The following is a 21,304-nucleotide window of genomic DNA, read 5'->3' as shown; positions in this document are numbered from 1 at the left end:
TCCATGTAAGTTTTAGTTACCTAGTTAAATGATGACCTCTATAAATAATATTGTAAGCATGTCTTTAATGATACTTTCTGCAACAATGATCACCTTTGGTTCGCTAGCAAGAAAATTTTTAATGAACATTGATGGTATTTATTTTACTATGTTCATTTGCTTTGTTGGTGGGTCAATTTTAATGTGGTGGATTGTGTGTATTTCATCATTCAAAAAAATTACTCCATTTAATTGGAGATCTGTATACATAAGAGTATGTTTAGGATTATTTGCTCAGATACTATTTTTTATAAGCCTTAGCAAAGGTTCTCTACTAATAACGATACTTTTATTTAATACTAGCCCACTATTTATACCTGTAATTAACTTTATATTTTTCAAAAGAAAAATTAGTTATTATAGCTTTATTTGCATACTATTTAGCTTCTTTGGTATCTATCTAATTTTAGGCACAGGGTCTGGTATTAATTTATTTGCTTTATGCGCCCTTTTCTCAGGAATACTCAATGCTGCTTCCCAAGTTGTCTTACATGATGCCAGTAAAAAAGAAAATATATTTATTATAAATCTATGGATATATACATTTATAGGTATCTTGATGATTATTTTCTTACCACTAAACAAACCATCTTTAGCAAGCTTTGACAGCATACTAACTCAACCAATTATTACATGGTCGTGTATAACAATCATAGTTTTAAGCATTAGCTCTCAAATATTTAGAGTTAAAGCTTTTAAGTATACAAAAGATCCATCATTTATAGCTCCAGGAATGTATTTTTCTGTGATAGTAGCAGTTATTCTAGACTCATATATGTATTATATTAGTTTGAGCTATTCTGAGATATTAGGTGTTGTGATAGTATGCTTAGCAAGCATATTATCAATCGTTAAAAAATAAAAAAACATAGGAAAATAAAATGAATAAAATAGTAATAATCGCTGACTTCATAAATGAAATAGTTGATGACAAAGGTGCTTTTGGTGCTCATAATGCTCAACGCATAAAAGATGATAAAACTATAGAAAAAGCTAATCAGCTTATAGCTTGGGCGAGAAAAAAAAATATCACTATTGCTCATGTAAAGGTAGGGTTTAGTAAGAACTATAATGAATGCTCTAAGATTTCACCAATGTTTAAGCAAGCTCCAGAATACAAAGTACTAGAGCTTGATACATGGGCTACAGATTTTCATAAAGATATGGATGTACAAGCCAATGACATAATTATCACAAAACACCGAGTTAGTGCTTTATATGGTACTAATTTAGAAGTTATTTTACGAAGTAATGATATTTCTGAAGTAATAATTTGCGGTGTCTCTACAAGCTTTGTTGTTGAATCTACTGTTAGAGAACTTCATGATCGTGATTATAAAGTTACCGTGATAGCTGATGCTTGCAATGCTGCGACTCAAGAAGCTCATGAAGCAAGTCTAGAAAACTTAGCTAGAATTTCAACAACTGTGAATATAGATAACTTTTTATCAAACCACAAATAATTGATAAACACATTCTCTAAAAAATTTAACTACTTTGAGCTATCATCCATAGGTTTAAATTGAACTCTCTCAGTAGAGGCAAACTTAATACCTATCTCTTCTGCAATTTCTAACATTTTAATTATAAAATCTTCTCGTTGTTTAAGCTCTTCACCCCAATCTTTAGAAATGAAAAACACATATATTAAAATACTCACGGAAACTGGTGTTAGTTCATTTACTCTAATATGATATTTTTCTTGTCGCATATATTCAGTACTCTTGACCAAATCATCCAATCTATTTTTATACTCTTTTATCAGATAAGCTGGTGTTGATTCTTCTAACTCAACCATGGTTTTATACCTTCTATATGTTCTTTCACCCATATTGTTTATTTTTGAATTAATAAAAGTATAGTTAGGTATTATCAGTGCTGAATCTTTAAATGTTCTGATTGTTGTACTTCTTAAGCCTATTTGCTCTACAGTACCTTCTTTGTCTTCTACTACTACCCAGTCACCAATTTTTATAGGTCTTTCAATTGCTAACATAATAGAACCAAATAGATTTTCAATAGTATCTTTTCCTGCTAATGCTATAGCAATACCACCAATACCAAGAGCAGTTAAGAAATGCACCATATCAATGCCTAGCTCTTGAACTATAACCCCTGATACTACTAAAATTATAACAAGATTAACTATTTTATTTACTATTGTTAGTGCAAAAGAAAACCTAGCAGCCTTATCTTCGCTCATGTGCTTTTCATATGAGTTAGAGGCAAATAAACAAACTAGGTTTATAATTTCGATGAATAGAAACATCATTATGATGCCATAACTAATTCTAAAAAAGAAATCAAAATAATAAGCTATATCTAAAGATATTATAGCTCCATTAAAAAACAGAAAAGATGATATATATGTTGAGATTGATAGTGAAATTGCGGTACTTATTGTTTTATAACTTTTTTTATCATAATTAAAGTAAAAAACACCTAAGGTTCTCAGAATAGCTCTAGATATTAGTTTTATTAACTTGTAACTAACATATAACAATATTAATGATACTAACGCTAAAATTACTATATATGAGTTCATACCATATTTAGATAGCATTATTGGTATGTTTTCCCATATAGTATAACGAATATTATAAGTAAAAGAGTCTCTAGGCATATCATTAGGTAAGTCATACAATAAAATGCTTATAGCATCTTTCTGAGCATCTTCTGTAAACACCCACTTATATTTATCATCATGCTTGTCTTTTAAAAGAGACAAATAAACACTCATAGTTGATATAGGTGATCTATACACCATAACTAAATCATTACCTGCCTCAAGTCCCCCAGGTATACTGCTTACTTTAGTTTTACTATATTCAAATACCTTAAGCATACTAAATGCCGTAAATAAGCTATAGTCATCACGAATTTCTTTGGGTATCCAATCGGTTATCATCGTTTCCATACTATCTTCGATATTAAACCCATAGACATGATTAACACCAAATATAAAGTTTATATAAGAAAGTATAGGAGTAGATGTAGTATGGATATTATCGATTCTAGTATTTTTTTGTTTTAAAAATTGTTGCATTGTTTTAATAGTTTCAGGCGAGTCGAAGTTTCTCTCTGTAAAGTACCAGTTCCCGTTGCTTTTTTTCTTCAAATAAAAAGTATGTTTATTATCATTCCCTAATGTAAGAGTTAGCTCATCGCCTGTCACTTTTTCAGGTATATCACTCCATTTAAAATCTGTTTGTATTAATGTTATGAGCATTTTATCTATTTTTAAATTTTGTGCATTTTTTGTATAATCATTGGGTTGTACAATTTCATGATAACTACTGTTGATCAAGTCAAAATAATAATTATGGAAGCCCATCCATAATGCTAAAGATTTGTAGTAGTAACCTTTGAATAAGTTTTGAGGATTTTTGCTATTTAAGTCAGCAAGTTTCTTAGGAGTTAACATATCTAATGATTGATATACTTTACTCTTAGACTCTTTAGTAGTTAAGTATTGTGCTGATACAAAAGGAGAAATATAGGCATAACATGCAAATATACAAATAATTAAAAATATTGCCTTAATCGTTGTTTTTACAAATATATGGTATTTCTTTTTCAACATATAGAGAACAATATAAACAAACTAACTAGAGCTTATTATATTTCCCTCTAAAAAACTACTCTATCGTTAATAATAATCACTTTCCAACACTAAATAATAACTCTATACAACGACTAAAACCTTCTAATACCAACAACTATTTCTGATCATACAGACTAGTTTAAAAGCTAGCTACTAAGCATACTCAATATTTCTTGAGCTTTTCTATTTTCTGAAAATGGTGTTTTAGATATTAGGTATATATCAAATTTCTTAGAAGTATATTCTTCTAAAATCTCTACTAACAAACCTTGTTTGATATAGCTTTCAACAGTAAACGATGGTAAATAAACTATACCGAAAGAGTTAATAGCCATTTTTGTTAGTAAGCTAGAAAAAGAACATTTTTGTTTTAAATTTATACTATATTCCTCACCTAATAATCCCCAAGTAGATTTGAAATTTTCAGAATGATCTAAGCAAGGATATTTTTCTAACTCCTCTGGTTTTTGTGGTATTTCATTCTCTTTTAGAAAGTTGGGCGATGCACATACAACCTTTCTCCATTCACCAATTTTTTTTGCATAAAAATCGCCATGAGGAAGAGAGCCACAAAATATTACAGCATCAAAATTTTCTTCATACAAACTACCCAAATAGTTACCTATTTTCCAGTCAATATAAACATTTTCATTATTTGTTGTGTATGCCCTTACTCTATCTAAGATAGACTCAAAATATGAGAATGGTACGCCTACCTTTAGGTTACCTACAAACTGATAACTACTATCCAAATCTTGTTTAATCTGCTCTTCAAGTAAAATGAGTTCTTTGATTCTAGGCAGTATATTTTGTCCCATTTCAGTTAATAAAACTGACCTTGTGGTTCTATAAAAAAGTTTCGAGCTATAATAATTTTCTAATTCTTTTATTTTCTTAGAAACAATAGAGATAGATAAGTTTAACTCTTTAGCAGTTTTACGAAAATTCAATGTATGTGCTAACTTATCAAATATTTTATAATGTAGTATTTCAATTTTCATTGATTCTTTTTCAATATCAGTGTTTCTATATTTTAGTTATTAACACTATACAAGAATCACTGTAATATTTCTATTAAATTCTAATCCATTAACACAAGGAATAATGAAATGGTATTAATAGAAGTTAAATATAAAACAAGTTTAGAAGTTGTAGACCAATATAGAGATTCTCACATGGAGTATCTAACTAGCTTTTATGATAGAGATTTAATTCTAGCATCTGGTCCGTATAATGATAGAGCTGGAGGGTTTATTATCTCAACGATAGATATTAAAGATGTTAATGATTATATCGTTAATGATCCTTTTTATATAAATGATATCGCTGAATTTAACATCAAAAATTTTACCCCAACCAAATCATCAGCTAGCTTCAAAGAGCTGATTGATACAAAAAGTTATAGTAAAAATGGCAGGGAATTATTTGATCAACTTCATAGCAAACATTTAGGAGAACAATTAATTGATAGATTATCTAAAGTAGCCCCTGATTTTTCAAAATTTACTTTTGACTTTGCTTATGAAAGTATTTTTGCTAGAGATGCAGATATATCCATGCTAACTAAAGAGTTAATCACTATAGCTGTATGTTGTACTCTTGGTGACTGTCAAGCTCAAGTACAATGTCATTTAGAGGGTGCTATTAATTTAGGAGCATCTAGAAAGATGATAATTGAAACTTTACTGCTAGTAATTCCCTTGGCAGGATTTCCTAAAGTTGCAAATAGTCTGTTAGCTATCGACTTAGAAGGTATTAAATAAAAATGATAGCTAATGACAAAAAAGATTTTATCAGATATATGATAATCTTAGCGATGATGAGTAGTATGGGATTATTAGCATCTGATATATATTTACCTGCTATGCCGAGCTTATCTGAAGCATTATCAACAACAGATTCTTCTCTTCAGCTTACTTTAGGTGTTTATTTGTTTGGGTTAGCGATATCTCAAATATTTGTAGGTTTTTTATCTGACATCTATGGTAGACGTAAAATACTTTTAATAGGCTTTCTTATATATGTTATCGCTTCTATATGTTGTAGTTTTTCAAGCTCAATACAAACTCTAATTGTTTTTAGGTTTATACAAGCAATTGGAGCATCAACAGGGTTAGTTGTAGGTAGAGCTACTATAAGTGATCAATTTAGTCTTAAAGAGGCTACAAATATATACAATATTATCTATCCTATTGTTGCAATTTCTCCTGCCATAGCTCCATTAATTGGAGGATATATAGCTACATTTTTTGGATGGCAAGCAACTTTTGAATTTGTTGCAATTTATGGCATTATTTTGTTAATTATAAGCTTCTTCTTTCTTAAAGAAACAAACTTAAATAGAGAACCTAAAAAATTATTCCATATTTTCCACAGCTATCCATTACTGATATCAAATACAGCTTTTCTAAGTTATGTTATTCCTGTTTGCTTAGTCTATGGTGCATGGTTCACATACTTATCTCAATCTACATTTTTATTTGATGAAATGGGTTATTCTCAACATACTATTGGATATTTTTATATCCCATTAGCAATAATGATTTATATTGGGAATCTAATCGGTAAGAAGCTAATGAATACTTTAGGCAATGAAAAAGTTTTTTATATTGGACTATTTTCATTTCTATATGGTGGATTATTATTTTTTATATTCAACTTATCATCTAATATGAATCATGCTTTTGAAATAATAATACCTATGTCTATAGTTTCGATATCAAATGGTATAGTACTACCATTAGGGATCGCATCAGCCATAAATATATTTAAAGAAAAATCTGGTGTAGCATCTGGATTGGTTGGTTTTGCTCAGATAGGCTTTTCTGGATTATGTGCTTCGTTTATAGGCAAACTATTTGGTATTAGCACATCAGTATTAATGATAACGGTACTAATTATGTCTATCTTAGCAATACTTAGTCATCATTTTCTAAAAGAACAAACTAAAGATTAAATCCCTCTATACTTTTTAACTATCGCGAAAAATCTTGTGCCCTTCTTCAAATCTCTTATAGTAAATGTAGCTTCTGTTATAAATGGACACTCTTGTTCAGAAGAAATAGATTCTAGACCACTTGCTTTAAGATACTGTTCCACCAAAGTTTCATATGTATAATCTCCAAGTCTTAGCTTCATCGATCTGTTTTGAGTATTAGAAATCAGCTCTATTTCGATATCAAACTCATCAAGATACAGTACTGGAGTACCATCTACTTCAATAATTTGATGGCTATCCAAATCTTTATTTGCCAGCTCTCGCTGTAATAAATCTACCCAAAAAGACCTAAAAAGGTTTTCTGTAACATGATATTTAATATCTAATTCCATAGAATTTCCTAAACTTTGATTTAATTGTTATATACAGCCTATAAGTATATATCAATTAAGGAGTGTGGATGAATAAATTTAAAATAGTAACGAGAAAATTTAGGCATAAAAAAAGCCCTTATTTCTAAGAGCTTCAATGTGGCGGAGAAAGAGGGATTCGAACCCCCGGACCTGTTACAGTCAACGGTTTTCAAGACCGCCGCATTCGACCACTCTGCCATTTCTCCAGTCGTTGATAAGTATTATACTTATCTTTGAATATTTTGCAACGGTTTTTTAGCATAAAAAAAGAGTATTAAGCATTCAAACATATTGAATCAACAGTTCTCAGCTTTAACTGTTTTAAAACCATAATACTCAGCAAATACCTTATTATTTGGATTATTTATATCACAAGAAATACCTCCATATGTTATACCAAAGTTTTGAGCATTCGGCTCTTCAAATGCAGGCATTATAATGTTTTCAATATTTTTAGCCTGATATTGATGTATTAAACTCTGTTCTTGTAAGTGAAACTTATATAATGAGAAATATGTACTCGCTAATAATGAGAAGACAATAACTAAACCTATTAATGGCAAAATATATAGCTTCCTAATAAAAAAATGTGCTTTCTCTATTAGTTCATTATCACTGTCATAAAATTGATATAAAACAGCAAGGAAAAATATCACATAATAAATTAACATAAGTCTTATTAAAAGACCGTAACCTTGAATAACAGGAAACATTACCATCAAACTAAAAGCTAAAGCTAAAGCATATATAAATATACTTTTCTTAAAATTTTTTTGATTAGTCAATGCTAAGGCCATAAATGCAACAAATAACCATGTAACATCACTTGTATTAGGCCAAACACTGTACTTATAGGTACTATAAAAATTTTTAAGCTGGGCCAATAGCGATACAGTATGCTCAGGGTCTATCTGTACCATGCGTACATAATTTCCTGGAGCTGCAACTAAAATCAATCCTCCAATAAAACAGCCTATCGCAAAAAAAATCACTCCTATATTAATTCTATTTTTTACTAAATATCTTTCAAAAAAATATGACATACACAATATCATTAACACACCAACAAACTGTTCATTATATAAACCAATAAATAAACCAACTAGTAAGCTAATAACTCTATAGTCTTCTTCTTTTACTAGTAAATAATAGAATAATACTGTAAGTAGTGTAAATCCCCAGAAATATTGTATCGCAACTGTTTTCCAAATTGCTTCACCGATAAATCCAGTATGTCCAAACATCAACATAAACAAAAATGCATAAAAAACAAAATCTTTAGACCCAATACTATATCTATCTCGTGTAACGAGCTTAAAACTAAAAATCATAAAAACGCTTAATGCTATCGAGTTTAAAACATTTATTATAAGTATTGACCATGTAGCATAAATTTTAGAGAATAAAATATAAACAAGCGCTTGAGCTGACATTCTACCTGTCCAACCGATGTAATCTTTATATAACCATGAAAAAAAACTATGATTAGCTAAAGTATCATTTACAGCTCTTGAAAGATCATCCATAGTTAGTGGCTGACAATAATTCAGGAAAAAGAAATAGCAGAATAAAAACACTATTATACAGAAACTAGACTTATTACTTCTTTTATACATATACTTCCTATTAATCGATAAGGTGTTGGTTTAAAGCGTTAATAAACCAACCCATATTTTTTTTTGTTTTTATAATTATTATCAAATTTATTACAATTTTTATTATCCTGGCAATTCTCATCTATATAGACCTTATCATCACAGTCATTTTCAATAGCACATTTTAATCCATTTTCATAAAAATAGACTTTACCATCTAAACCCTGATAGATTTGTATATTTCTTTTTTGAGGCTTTCGTTGTTTATATGAATTTTTAACTACTCCTCCCCATAATACCTTATATTTAGGGTTACTATCTCCAGAAAATATAAGCTTCAAATTAACAGTATTATTTTTATTTACAATATAATCACTATCAACAAATACACCTTTTGTAACCAAGTTTACAGATATTTTACTTAATCCCTTAGTTATTTCATCTTCTTTATATTTAACTTTAACTCCATAAAGTCTTATATTATCAAGCTTTGCATCACCTACTATATAAAATACTACTTTATTTTCGGATAAAGAAATCTCATTATCACATTTAAAACTTAATTTCCCATCATAACCATTGGTATACTCAGAAATATGACATTGAACAAAGTCTTCAGCATAGGCAAAGTTAAATAACAAAGTTAAAACCATACAAAAGTAACAAAATAATTTTAACACTTCAACCTCCGGGCCTATATTTCAAACTTACTCAACTGCTTATTCATAGAATTATCAATATACAGATTATCTTTTGTAATAATAAACTTGAGCCCATAAACTACTTTGATATTATAAATTTTTTCATCTTCAAAAACTTTTGGTTTCACTTTACTTAGAATATCCGTATCTTTTGTATAAGTATACTGATAGTAACTATCTCCTCCATAAGTAATAACATAATAATGATACTTATCCTTTTTTATAATTATAGGCTCACCTATGCTAACATCCTCAAGCTTTATATAGTATTTAGAAATATCTGCACTACCTTTTAAAGCTTCATAAATAATTAATTTTTTACCCGCACTTATCACTAAAGAGCTTTTTGCTAATATAAAATCAGGGTCTAATGCCTTAATATGAACAGTATTGTAATCATATTTACCAATACCATTTAAAGTATCTTTTAAGTTAGAAACATATTGTCTCTTCTCTTGATTGTAGTCAACACTATATACTTTCACAGATAAATTACCTTCACTGTCATGAGATGGTGAAACTATAGCCAAACTTGGCGAGCCATTATTTTTAGGATAATACCAAGTCAGATCTTTAATATCATTAATTTGATTAATTTCTGCTATAGGCGTTGATAGGTCTAAAAGACTATTATCAATATTATCAATGATTTTTTCTAAAGATGTTTTAAATATATAGATATTCTTATTATCATATATACTCATCAGCATTTGCCAATGACCTTTAACTAAATTCCAACCGATTTTAACCTTATAGCTACCTTTTTCTATATCAAGATTACTTAAGTTTATAAGCTTTGTATGATTGTTTACAGATAATAAAAGCCAATCATAATCCTTTTCTATAAAACCCAAGTAGCCAGAGTTTTTGTCTAAAATATCTCCATTTTTTAATCGGTGTAACCGTTCACTATCACCCATTCTTCCTATAGCGACAAATGGTACATTTATAGGTACATATTTGGAACCATAATTAAGCATTGAATGCTTTGGTGGTTTATTAAATAGAAGGTTACTCTTTGAGATTAACTTATCCTTTAAATACACACTATGAAGAATTTTTTCATTTACAGCAGTTGATTTGGCATGATACAGACTTATATCAACCATTTTATTTGAAAAAATATCTTCTTGAGATATCAGCTCATTATCAAATTTATAATCACCAATTTTTTTAGAGCCTATAGATATTTTTTTAGAAGATTTTATCTCATTAATATATTGCTCTTGTACTTTAGTTGTACTGTCGTTATCTAACAAACTTTCAATACTTAAAAGATTAAATCTAAATATATAGACTAAACTTGACACAGTAACTAATAGTACAAAAGCAAATATCATTGTTGATACCAAAGATAAACCAGACATTTTAATAGTTTTGCTATTTAAGTAATATAACTTTTTCAAACTTTTTACCCTTTATTTTAAAAGTTATCCGTAAAGCTGATGAATCACCATCTTCAAGATCAGTAGTATTATATATTTGCTTCCACCTCAACTTATTACGATAAGTATTTGCAAAGCTGACCTTTAAATTAGAAACTCCTGATATCAACAGCTGACTATTAGCTAAACCTGAACCATTTTTAGTGTATAAAAAAAGCCCTTCTATAGTATGCCCAAGCTTATCTTTTTCTCCAGTATCTGCTATATAAAATATGTTTACTGCAAACTTTCCTACATAATCACCTCTATGATAATCTCCCAATGGTGCTGCCGCTAACTTTATCTGGTTATTATTCGAAGCAGTTGCCTTGACAATATCTATCTCATCATCATTGCATATGGCTAAGAAATCATTTGCAGCAGGCTCTAATGTATTGTCAACATTAAGCGTGTAACTAGTAGGTTTAGATTCCAAACTTGCAGACAATGACTCATTTTTAACCATAACATAATCACTATCCTCTTGATAAAGTAGCCCTTGAGATTTTACTGGTAGTGTATATTTTAAATAGCTCCCAATACTAGCAATATCACCAAACCTAACAGCTGATTTATTTACTGCAAAATTTAAATCATTAAGGTTTTCTGTAGTTCTATTTATATATCTTTGTGTTTGCGTACCATACTTACAAGACAGTCCTGCATTTGTTATAGCGTTATATAATAATTCTTGGGTATTTAAAACTTTAACATCATTCTGTGCTACGGTTTTAGTATGTTGATAATTCTTCTTTGAAGATAAAAAAATGCTTACAGCCATAGTCATAACTATAGCAGATACAGTCATAGCGACAAGAATCTCTACAAGAGTTATACCCTTTTGTAACCTATTAATTTTAAACATTTTTTATAAAGTATAAAAGTTTTTTCAAATTCACACCTTCAAAACTTCTCTCGATATTTTGACATTAAAGTCTTTATCTTTTGCTTCAAATTTAGCAATTTTAGGGTTTGAGGATTTAACTTGCTCAAATTCATCTGACTCAACTGGTACTGCATTAAACCTTCCAGTAACTAAATACCTATCAACTTTGGCATCTAGACGTTGAGATAACTCTACTTTTCTTTCTACAACAGATGATGTACTAACAGTTGTATTAATTATCAGAAAAGATGAAGACAATATAAACAATAAAATGCCTGAAGAAATAGTAGTTTCAATCAGTGACATCCCAGACTGATTGCTAAGTTTAAGTCTTTTAGCTCTTAACCTACTCATTTCTAAAGTGGAAATTATTATAATAATTAATCTGAGTATTCTAACATAGAATAAAAATCATTATTTTATTTTATTTACTATACAAGTAAAAATCACATAAATGGCTTTCCTCGAACACTTTTAAATCCATAAAAAAGCGCAAAAGCTCTATTATTATAGCTGTTTTCATCTGGTGTAATATCATCTAAAAATATAGTTGCAGATACTGATTCAGGAAGTATTGGAAAAGTAGGGTTTTCAACATTGTTTTGCAAACACATTGCAACCTGCTGATTACGCTCTACTTCAAATTTATAAATAGTAAAATAAACACTTGTCATAATGTATAGCTGAATTAACAATAATACTAAAAAAACAAACCTAACACTCTTAAAAGCATTATTTAATTTTTCTACAAAAATACTGCTATGGTTATAAAACTGTTGAAAAGTTGCAATGAAGAAAAAAGCATAATAAATTAGAAATACTCGTTGATTTAATTCATAAGTCTTTGCAATAGGAGTTAAAACAAAAAAAGTTGCTATACAAGCTAATGTATAGATCCAAGCTCTAGATTTTTTAACGCCATTATTAGTGAAAATCAAACCAATAAAAATAACCACTAATATTAGCAATACTGCTGTATTAACAGGAGTCATCAGTATTTGAGAGATCAAGTTTATAAGATTCATAAATATAGACAAATTATGATCACTAGACATTGAATCAAATCGTGCATAATTCCCTGGAGCAATGACTAGGATAACCCCTCCAATCACACAAGAAACAAAATAATATATAATATTTTTACTAATGCTCCCTTTTATTAGTAATTTATCTAAAAAATAAGCAAAACATATAACAATTGAAAACCCAACAAAAACCTCATTATACAATCCTATAAAAAATCCTGTAAAGATAGCGAACAAAATATTTTGCTGTTTTTTAATTATTGAGAAATAGTAAAATATTGTAAGTAGCGTAATACCCCAAAAGTATTGTATAGCAGCTGTTTTCCACATCACATTTGCAATAAAACCAGTTTGATAAAACACAAATATAAAGAAGAAAAGATATATTAAAAAATCTTTAGAAATAATTTTGATTTTATCGAGAGTTACTGACTTAAATGAAAATACTATGAACAAATAGAAACTTATCGCATTTATAAAATTAATAGCAAATACTGACTCAGTAATATACTTTTTACTTAATAACAAATAAACTAATGCTTGTGCTGATATACGGCCAGTCCAGTGTATATAATTTGAAGCTATAGCTCTAAAATAAATATCAAGACCTTTCACAAGCACATCACTATATGCTCGGCCAAAATCATCTGCTCTTAACGGCTGAAGATAGTTTAAAAGCAGAAAAAAACCTACTATCAAAGCACTTAGGAATATAAAGCTTAATTTCTTCATTTAAACACACATCCTATAAACGAATAAAATATTATCATTTAAAGCTAAAGATTCTTTTAAACCAAATTGCCTTAAATAACGCAAAAAGACAAACAAGCAAAACTGGAATTGATAATAGCCATAAAAAAGACAATATTGGAGATAATTGAGGAATCCCGATAACATCTAAAAACTTAAAAAATATCGTACTATTTTGGATTCTAGCAAAAACATATGTGTATATTGCCACTATCACAAAAAAACACACTACAAAAACTGATAATGCTAAGACTTTTATTACAAAATGAGCTTCATTTGAACTATCTATATTTCTAATATCTACATTTTTACTATTTTGTTTCACAACAAACAATTCCCTAAAACTTTTTAAAATCATACATTAAATAAACTAATGTTCACCAGTTACACTATCAAAACCATAAAACTCAGCATATGCTTTATTATTATATATTTGCTTATCTGAAGTAATATCATCTAAAAACACATTAGCTCCCATATATGTGGCTAAGTTAGGTAGTACTGGATTTCTCTCACCTTGGTTACGGTATTGTTCAACCATCTGATTTCGACTTTGCTCAAACTTATAAAAGTAAATATAAGTACTTGATATTAAAAACAATTGTACAAGTAATAAAATAGCAAATAACCAACTAAGTTTCTTTAAACATGAGTATAGCGTATTAACAAAACTACTATCATGCTTGTAAAACTGTTTAAATGCAGCAATAAAAAACAATGCGTAATAGATAAGTAAAACTCTCTGATTTAGATTATAAGATTTAGCAACAGGTACTAAAACAAATATTGAAATAATTAAAGTTAATGAATAAATCAAAGCTCTAATTTTTTTAATTTCTTTATTAGTAAAAATCAGTATTAAAAATGCTCCTAACATCAACATCATAATAAGTGTATATTGAGGTTGCATTATAATTTGCTCTAGCAAATTAGTAATACTTGAAAGTATAGATGTATGCCCATCTCCTGCAGATAAGTAATCTAATCTAGCATAGTTACCTGGAGCCGCTATCAAGATGCATCCACCTATTGAACAAGAAACAAAATAAGCAATAATCGTATCTGATATACACTCTTTATAAACCCATCTTTCAAAGAAATACGCTAAACATAATAAAACTGTAACACACACAAAAATTTCATTATATAAGCCAATCAACGACCCAACCAACAAACCAAGTATTAAGCTTTCTCTATTTTTTTCAATAGCTACATAATATAAAACAACGAGTAGAGTAATACCCCAAAAATACTGGATAGCCCCTGTCTTCCATATTACATTTGCAATAAATCCTGTTTGATAAAAGATAAAAATAAAGAAAAATGCAAATAATAGAAAATCTTTTGATAATAGCTTTAGCTTATTTGATGATACTATTTTAAATGAAAGCACCATAAAGACATAAAATGAAATAGCATTAACTATATTTACAATAAATGTTGATACTAAAATATATTTTTTGCTTAGTAACAAATATATTAGTCCTTGAGCAGAAACTCTACCAGTCCAGCCACCATAATCTGCTTGTATTGAGTGTACAAGCATTATTAAACCTTTAGATAAAACATCTGTGCAAGCTCGCCCAAAATCATCGGCTCTTAACGGCTGCAAGAAATTAAGAAACAAAAAATACCCAATAATAACCAAAGCTATAACTATTGGAGCAAAATATTTTTTTATCATTTGTGCATATAAAGTAATTACGATAACTAATTTTATAATATTAAAAAGATAGATACTAGTTTAATTAATACATCTAACAAACTGGAACATTTACAGCTAGTCCACCCAAAGATGTTTCTTTATATTTACTATTCATATCACGGCCTGTTTGGAGCATTACCTTTATCACATAATCTAAACCCACAAAGCGTTTTTCACCACTATCAAGATATGCTAGTTTCGCAGCATTTATTGCTTGAACAGCACCCATTGCATTTCGTTCAATACAAGGAATTTGAACAAGTCCACCTATAGGATCACAAGTAAGTCCTAGATTATGCTCCATACCTATTTCAGCTGCCGCCTCTATAGCATCAAGATCACCTCCTAAAAGAGCACAATACCCTGCTGCTGCCATAGAACAAGCTACCCCTACCTCTCCTTGACAGCCAACCTCTGCGGCGGATATAGACGCTCCAGACTTATATAAAACACCGATTGCAGCAGTTATTAACAAATATTTATTAATCGCTTTTTTCTTTTCTGTAGCATTATAGAATTCATTATTTTCAATATAATATTTCAAAACTGCAGGAATAACTCCAGCCGCTCCATTTGTTGGAGCAGTAACTACTCTTTCACCACAAGCATTTTGCTCATTTACAGCTATTGCATAAGCATTTAAATAATTAAAATCACTTTTATCTACACTTTTACTCTTAAGTTTTCCAATCATACTCGGAGCTCTCTTACGCACCTTCAAACCACCTGGGAGAGTTGCTTCTGGGCAAGTTAATCCCCTTTCTATTGATGTTTCCATAACTTGCCATATCTGAGCTAGTTTTTCTAACGACTGCTCTTCACCATAAGCAACTTTTTCGTTTTCAAACATTATCTGATCTATACTTTGATCTGCTTGTATACACAAATGACGCAAATCCTCCATACTTGCAAATTTAAATGGCTTATTACAAACCACTTCTGTTGGAACTTCATCTTTTTTAATATGACTTTTATCAACTATAAAACCACCACCAATTGAAAAATACTCCTTACTAGCAAGTAATTTATCATTATTAAATATAGAGAACCTCATGCCATTTGCATGTTCCGGTAAAAACTCATCATAATGAAAAATCAAATCATGACTATAGTTAAAGCCTATCTCATACTCTTGATTTAAATCTAATTTTTCATTAGTTAAACAATTCCCATAAAGCTTTTTAGCTAACTTAATATCTACTGACTCTGGCAAAAAACCCATCACCCCTAAAACTACCGCATAATCAGTTTTATGTCCTTTACCAGTTAAGGCCAATGAACCATATAAGTCGATCTGTATTCTAGTAGTTTTAGATAAGTGTTCTTTATTTAAGTTAACGAAATCACAACCAGCTCGCATAGGACCAATTGTATGTGATGAGGACGGACCAACACCTATAGAAAAAAGCTCAAAAGTACTTTCCATGATTTCTCCAAAATTATATTAAAATTTAAATGGGTAAAAGATATAAATCTTATGTTTTCATTTTAGCCTTTTTTCTCGAGATTTCCAATCAAGCATATAGCTCTCAACATAATTATAAAATTCTTTTGAATGATTGGGGTGTGTTAGATGAGCTATTTCATGAAGAATGACATATTCAATAGCCTCTATATCACGAAGAACTAAGTCAAAATTTAAATTAATAGTCTTCTTAACATAATTACACGAACCCCAACGAGTCTTAGTCTTTTTTATAGTTACTCTTTCTATCTCTTGGTTTGTGATTTTAAGATATTTAGCCATCAGGTTGTTTAATATAATATCAGCTCTATCTCGATAAAACTCTTCTAAAAGCTGAAGCTTAAACTGTTGATTGCCTATCACACTTGGATTTACATAGAATAAAATAGCATCTTCTGATTCAGTTACTACATTTTGCTTTGATTCAATTAACCTAACTTTATATTCACGCCCTAAAAAATAAACAATACTACCCTCTTCTAATGTGTATTTTGAGTAATCATATTTAGAATTTTTAGAGAGTCTTTGCTGATGTTTTTCAATCCATTTTTTCTTAGACTCAATCAAATCATATATTTGCGATTCTTTGACGCCTAAAGGTGAAGTTATATTTATAGCTCCATCATTTGCTATAGATATTTTAAGATTTTTAACTTTTCGGTATGTAATATTTATATTATCCAAAATATCTAACCTTCAAAGATTACATTTTGCCAACCTTTTGCTATATTGGCCGTTTCACCCTGCCAATAGCTAACAATAACTTCTCTAATAGGAATACTTGTGTCCTTATAATTTTTAAAACCTTTGAAAACAAAACCATCACCACCACTAACAAGAAAATCAATGGTTGCTAATTTATAGTATTTATTTTTGTCTAAAGGTTTGTTGTTTATCATGATGCTGTTAACTGAGTTATCTTTATTAAGAGCTATTTTAACTCCAGCAAAAATACCACTCTGCTCTTCACCAATAAACTGTAAACTATGCTTAATTAAGTTTAGCAAGTTTGCACCTTTAATATCCATCGTAACGACCATGTTATCAAAAGGCATTGTTTCATAAATCATACTATAAGTTATTTTACCACTAGGTAGAGATCTACGCACACCATGAGTATTTAATAAAGCAACATCGCTAGAAGTATCTAGCTTCATTATATTTGCTAAAGTATATGTTAATGGAACATTATAGTGGCCATCTTGTGTTTTATCAGAAAGTGGATTAGGTGCTGTTGTAATAACTTTCTCAAGCTCATCCTTAACACTAGAATTATATTTTTCAATAATAGCATTTACTTCTTTATCATCCGCGAGATCTTTAGTTACCTTAGCAAGATTTATAACTTCTGGTGTTACTTTACAGACATCTGTTGTATGACAATCATAGTGAAGCACGCTTATATCTTTACCTTGGCTTTCACCTTGCTCTACGGCGATGTTATTTTTGAAACCATTAACAAACTCATGGCTATGCCCAGTCAAAACAGCTGTAATACCCTTAACCCCATTTACAACAGCATATATCTCAGACTGATTGCCTAACGCACTATTTTTTTTATAAAGAATATTGTTATCAACTTGTTCTGTAGGAATATGCGTTAAAAGAACTATAGTATCTGGTTTTGGTAAATTATGCTCTTTATAGTTACGAATATACCTAATCCACTTATTTGCAGCATAAACAGGATTAGTAAAATGAAGGTTTGATATATGTTTCTCTGCTGTGGTTTTAGGAGTCTCTAATGTTGACAGCCCAATAAAATATATAGTCTTTCCATTTTTAAAAGTCTCATAACCAAATGGTTTTATATAGTCTAACGAATTATCACCAGAGAAAAGTCTTTTAACATACCCTGTTAAAGAATCATTTACATAACTAATATTAGCAGCTAAAAACCTTACATCACTACTTTTATACCAATGTTTAAACCATTTTTGCCCATAGTCAAAATCATGATTACCAACAGCTGAATATTTTACACCTATATAATCAAAAAAATCATTGACTACATCACCATGAGAAATATTTGAAATTGCTGTACCTTGATAATTATCACCAGCCGCTACAACTACTAAATTCGGATGTGTTTTTCGATAACCTTTTACAAAAGTTGCTATCTTAGCTGCTCCAACCATATCTTTATGTGGTTCAACCTGTCCATGAAAATCGTTCAAAGATAAAACCGTAATATCATCTTCAGCAAACCCAAATAGAGAAATAGCACATAATACAAAAGCTATAAAATATTTTTTCATTTTAACCTACTCATACTGATATGTTTCATAAGATCCTAAAACCCTCAAAAATGTACTCTTTTTAAGGATTTTCAATAATGCTAACTGGATTTTATCATCATCTTCATAGCCTTCAAAATCTATAAAAAACAGATAATCCCAAGCTCTATCTCGCGATGGTCTTGATTCTATTTTTGTCAGATTTATATCATATTCACCAAATATACTTAAAATTTCAACTAAGGCATTAGCTTTATCTTCTACAGAAAATATAATTGTTGTTTTTTTATTATCTTTTTTAACATCAATAATATCTTCTCTTCCCATTACTAAGAAACGCGTATAATTAAAATGCTCATCTTCAAACTCACTTTGAATAATTTCTAAGTCATAAGTCTCTGCAGCAAGTTTTCCTGCTATAGCGAGATGATTTTTGCTTTTTTTCTCAAAAATATACTTAGCTGCTCCAGCAGTATCAGCAAAAGCCTCTGGTTCAAGTTTTAATTTCTTTAGACTATTTGAACATTGAGATAACGCTTGTGGATGTGAAATTACACTTTCTATCTTACTTAAATCCGCATTAGGTAGTCCCATTAAACAGTGCTGTATTTTTAAAATAATCTCTGCTTTTACTTTGAGGTTGCTTTTTATTAGCTCATCATAAGCTGGTACAACAGATCCTGCTAATGAATTTTCAACTGGGATAATTACAAAATCTGTTTGTTTTTTTATAGTAGCTTCTATAGCATTATAAAAACTCAAACAAGGTACTGTTTGAAAATCTGTTATAGAGTTAGAATTAAGAAAGCTAGTAATTGCCTGTTCAGAATAAGCTCCATGCTCACCTTGAAACGATATTTTTATCATATAGTAAAATTAACAGTAATAAATTTTAATACAATAATACAGTTTTTTATATTTTATTAAAATCAAACCTCTACAAAACAAGCATATCTTTAATAAAAAAGATAATTCTATAGCTTAAAAAAAATAAAACTTACTTTTTTACTTTTCAATATACTTTTTGACAAATACCAAAAAGCATTTACTTTCAGCATCTTTATAAATAATATTGACAAAATATTTAAATAAAAATAATTTATTATGCTTAATTATCTCAAAAAACATCCTAAAGGTTTATGGGTTTTATGCGGTATTGAAATATGGGAGCGATTTAGCTACTACGGAATGAGAGCTATACTTATTCTCTATCTCACAAGCGAATTTTATGGCATGAGTGATACTAAAGCCTATCTTACTTATGGTAGTTATGTAGCATTTGTATATATGGCTCCGCTTATAGGTGGTTATGTGTCTGATGTATATCTTGGTCATACTCGTAGTGTAAAGTATGGCTGCATCACTATACTTATTGGTCATTTGCTATTATCTCTTGATGTGTCATTTTTTTTAGGTCTTGGGTTTGTTGTAGTTGGTACAGGCTTCTTTAAATCAGCAATGAACGTAAATATTGGTGAATTATATCAGGGCAAAGAAGAACTTAAAGACAGTGGATATACCCTTTTTTACATGTGTGTAAATTTAGGTGGTGCATTAGCAACTCTTTCTGTGCCTTTAATCGCATTATACTTAGGTTGGCATGCAGGTTTTATAACTGCTGCTGGAGGGATGGCTCTAGGCTTACTAATATTAACTATTGGTCAACATAAAAACCTAGTGCCACAAGATCATATAGACCCAACAAGCAAAACAAAACTTATAACACTAGTCTTAACTATTTGTGCAGGTGTAGTTTTTGCTTATCTAATTAACAATGCTAGCAACACTGCCTATATACTATACAGCTTAAGCATTCTAGCATTAGGCTACCTTACTTATAGAGGCTATAAAGGTGGTCAGGTTTATATAAAATCAATATCTGCTGTTGTTATAATATCTATTGTAATAATGTTTTTTTGGGTCTTATTTGAACAAACAGCGACAAGCCTAGTTTTATTTAATAAGCGTTTTGTTGATTTGCATTTGTTTGGGATGAAAATCTCTGCAGCAAATATAAATGTTATCAACAATATATCTATTGTATGTTTATCACCATTATTTGCGTTTATTTGGAATAAGTGGAATATATCTGTATTTATAAAAATGGGACTAGGAATAATCATAACAGGTTCTGCTATGGGAGTGTTTGGGTTTGCTGCTTTTACTGCTATGCATGGAAGTTTAGCACCTTTACTCTTCATAGTACTTGGTATTGTACTAGTAACAGTCGGAGAGCTATGCTGTAGTCCAACAGGACTTGCTGCTATTAGTAAGATAGCCCCTACAGATATAGCAGCATTACTATTTGGAGTTTGGGGCATTAAATCTGGAATTAGTAACTTTTTAGCAGGATATGTTGCAACATTTACAGATAAAAAAAGTGTTACAAGCGATTTAGTTATTCAAGCAAAAGCCTTCTTTGATGTTTACCTCTACCTTGCTGTTAGCGCTATTATAATAGGTTTAATAGTAATATCATTATCAAAAGCTTTTAATAAAGCATTTAATATTTAAAGGTTATA

20 protein-coding genes and 1 tRNA gene are annotated in these 21,304 nt (G+C 29.6%); 5 read left to right on the top strand and 16 right to left on the bottom strand.

Annotated elements, in window-relative coordinates; genetic code table 11:
* Nucleotides 1–31: 31 nt before the first annotated feature.
* Nucleotides 32–901: a DMT family transporter gene (locus FLM55_RS09005; protein WP_178949103.1), complete on the top strand. Its 870-nt coding sequence runs from the start codon at nt 32–34 to the stop codon at nt 899–901.
* Nucleotides 902–920: 19 nt separating this feature from the next.
* On the top strand, nt 921–1,502 hold the full coding sequence (locus FLM55_RS09000; protein ID WP_178948950.1) for a cysteine hydrolase family protein: 582 nt from the start codon (nt 921–923) through the stop codon (nt 1,500–1,502).
* A 29-nt stretch (nt 1,503–1,531) separates the two neighbouring features.
* On the opposite strand, the gene FLM55_RS08995 is transcribed toward FLM55_RS09000, so the two are convergent.
* Entirely contained in the window at nt 1,532–3,622 is a 2,091-nt protein-coding gene (locus tag FLM55_RS08995) for a mechanosensitive ion channel family protein (protein ID WP_178948949.1), read from the bottom strand.
* 167 nt (nt 3,623–3,789) lie between these two features.
* Nucleotides 3,790–4,644 (bottom strand): LysR family transcriptional regulator, encoded by an 855-nt coding sequence (locus tag FLM55_RS08990; protein WP_178948948.1) that lies wholly within the window; start codon nt 4,642–4,644, stop codon nt 3,790–3,792.
* A 108-nt stretch (nt 4,645–4,752) separates the two neighbouring features.
* On the opposite strand from FLM55_RS08990, the gene FLM55_RS08985 reads away from it, so the two are divergent.
* Together FLM55_RS08985 and FLM55_RS08980 are read left to right on the top strand one after the other, a co-directional pair.
* Nucleotides 4,753–5,406, top strand: a complete 654-nt coding sequence (locus tag FLM55_RS08985) for a carboxymuconolactone decarboxylase family protein (RefSeq protein ID WP_178948947.1) — start codon at nt 4,753–4,755, stop codon at nt 5,404–5,406.
* Between the two features lie 2 nt (nt 5,407–5,408).
* On the top strand, nt 5,409–6,599 hold the full coding sequence (locus FLM55_RS08980; RefSeq protein ID WP_178948946.1) for a multidrug effflux MFS transporter: 1,191 nt from the start codon (nt 5,409–5,411) through the stop codon (nt 6,597–6,599).
* Here the strand turns inward: FLM55_RS08980 and FLM55_RS08975 are convergent.
* The 14 genes from FLM55_RS08975 to pheA all read right to left on the bottom strand — a co-directional run bounded on the left by FLM55_RS08975 (nt 6,596) and on the right by pheA (nt 19,649).
* On the bottom strand, nt 6,596–6,973 hold the full coding sequence (locus FLM55_RS08975; protein WP_178948945.1) for a hypothetical protein: 378 nt from the start codon (nt 6,971–6,973) through the stop codon (nt 6,596–6,598). The genes FLM55_RS08980 and FLM55_RS08975 overlap by 4 nt on opposite strands.
* Nucleotides 6,974–7,112: 139 nt before the next feature.
* Nucleotides 7,113–7,200: transfer RNA gene (locus tag FLM55_RS08970), tRNA-Ser, on the bottom strand.
* 90 nt (nt 7,201–7,290) lie between these two features.
* Nucleotides 7,291–8,610 carry a DUF6056 family protein gene (locus FLM55_RS08965; RefSeq protein WP_178948944.1) on the bottom strand — a complete coding sequence of 440 codons (1,320 nt, stop codon included), beginning with the start codon at nt 8,608–8,610 and terminating at the stop codon, nt 7,291–7,293.
* A 38-nt stretch (nt 8,611–8,648) separates the two neighbouring features.
* Nucleotides 8,649–9,269: a hypothetical protein gene (locus FLM55_RS08960; protein ID WP_178948943.1), complete on the bottom strand. Its 621-nt coding sequence runs from the start codon at nt 9,267–9,269 to the stop codon at nt 8,649–8,651.
* A gap of 14 nt (nt 9,270–9,283) precedes the next feature.
* Nucleotides 9,284–10,696, bottom strand: a complete 1,413-nt coding sequence (locus FLM55_RS08955; RefSeq protein WP_178948942.1) for a hypothetical protein — start codon at nt 10,694–10,696, stop codon at nt 9,284–9,286.
* The gene (locus FLM55_RS08950) at nt 10,671–11,579 is read right to left on the bottom strand and encodes a PilW family protein (RefSeq protein WP_178948941.1); all 909 of its coding nucleotides are present in this window, start codon (nt 11,577–11,579) and stop codon (nt 10,671–10,673) included. The genes FLM55_RS08955 and FLM55_RS08950 overlap by 26 nt, the downstream gene beginning before the upstream one ends.
* A 30-nt stretch (nt 11,580–11,609) precedes the next feature.
* A complete protein-coding gene (locus FLM55_RS08945) occupies nt 11,610–11,954 on the bottom strand; it encodes a type II secretion system protein J (protein ID WP_178948940.1) in 345 nt (114 codons plus the stop codon).
* Nucleotides 11,955–12,046: 92 nt separating this feature from the next.
* Nucleotides 12,047–13,357 (bottom strand): DUF6056 family protein, encoded by a 1,311-nt coding sequence (locus tag FLM55_RS08940; RefSeq protein WP_178948939.1) that lies wholly within the window; start codon nt 13,355–13,357, stop codon nt 12,047–12,049.
* A gap of 34 nt (nt 13,358–13,391) precedes the next feature.
* On the bottom strand, nt 13,392–13,700 hold the full coding sequence (locus FLM55_RS08935) for a hypothetical protein (protein WP_256868875.1): 309 nt from the start codon (nt 13,698–13,700) through the stop codon (nt 13,392–13,394).
* Nucleotides 13,701–13,745: 45 nt separating this feature from the next.
* Nucleotides 13,746–15,059 (bottom strand): DUF6056 family protein, encoded by a 1,314-nt coding sequence (locus FLM55_RS08930; protein WP_178948938.1) that lies wholly within the window; start codon nt 15,057–15,059, stop codon nt 13,746–13,748.
* A 73-nt stretch (nt 15,060–15,132) separates the two neighbouring features.
* Nucleotides 15,133–16,506 carry an L-serine ammonia-lyase gene (locus FLM55_RS08925; RefSeq protein WP_178948937.1) on the bottom strand — a complete coding sequence of 458 codons (1,374 nt, stop codon included), beginning with the start codon at nt 16,504–16,506 and terminating at the stop codon, nt 15,133–15,135.
* A gap of 57 nt (nt 16,507–16,563) precedes the next feature.
* Nucleotides 16,564–17,229 (bottom strand): SprT family zinc-dependent metalloprotease, encoded by a 666-nt coding sequence (locus FLM55_RS08920; protein ID WP_256868874.1) that lies wholly within the window; start codon nt 17,227–17,229, stop codon nt 16,564–16,566.
* Between the two features lie 5 nt (nt 17,230–17,234).
* Nucleotides 17,235–18,803, bottom strand: a complete 1,569-nt coding sequence (locus FLM55_RS08915) for a bifunctional UDP-sugar hydrolase/5'-nucleotidase (RefSeq protein ID WP_178948936.1) — start codon at nt 18,801–18,803, stop codon at nt 17,235–17,237.
* A gap of 6 nt (nt 18,804–18,809) precedes the next feature.
* On the bottom strand, nt 18,810–19,649 hold the full coding sequence (gene pheA, locus FLM55_RS08910) for a prephenate dehydratase (RefSeq protein ID WP_178948935.1): 840 nt from the start codon (nt 19,647–19,649) through the stop codon (nt 18,810–18,812).
* Nucleotides 19,650–19,886: 237 nt separating this feature from the next.
* Here pheA and FLM55_RS08905 point away from each other — a divergent pair, with 237 nt between their 5' ends.
* Entirely contained in the window at nt 19,887–21,296 is a 1,410-nt protein-coding gene (locus tag FLM55_RS08905; RefSeq protein ID WP_178948934.1) for a peptide MFS transporter, read from the top strand.
* The last annotated feature ends 8 nt before the right edge of the window (nt 21,297–21,304 follow it).

The organism is Francisella sp. Scap27 (assembly GCF_013394105.1).
In the GTDB taxonomy this organism is placed as follows: domain Bacteria; phylum Pseudomonadota; class Gammaproteobacteria; order Francisellales; family Francisellaceae; genus Francisella; species Francisella adeliensis.
Note: the sequence above shows the minus strand (reverse complement) of the source record. Positions and strands in the feature narration are given on the sequence as shown.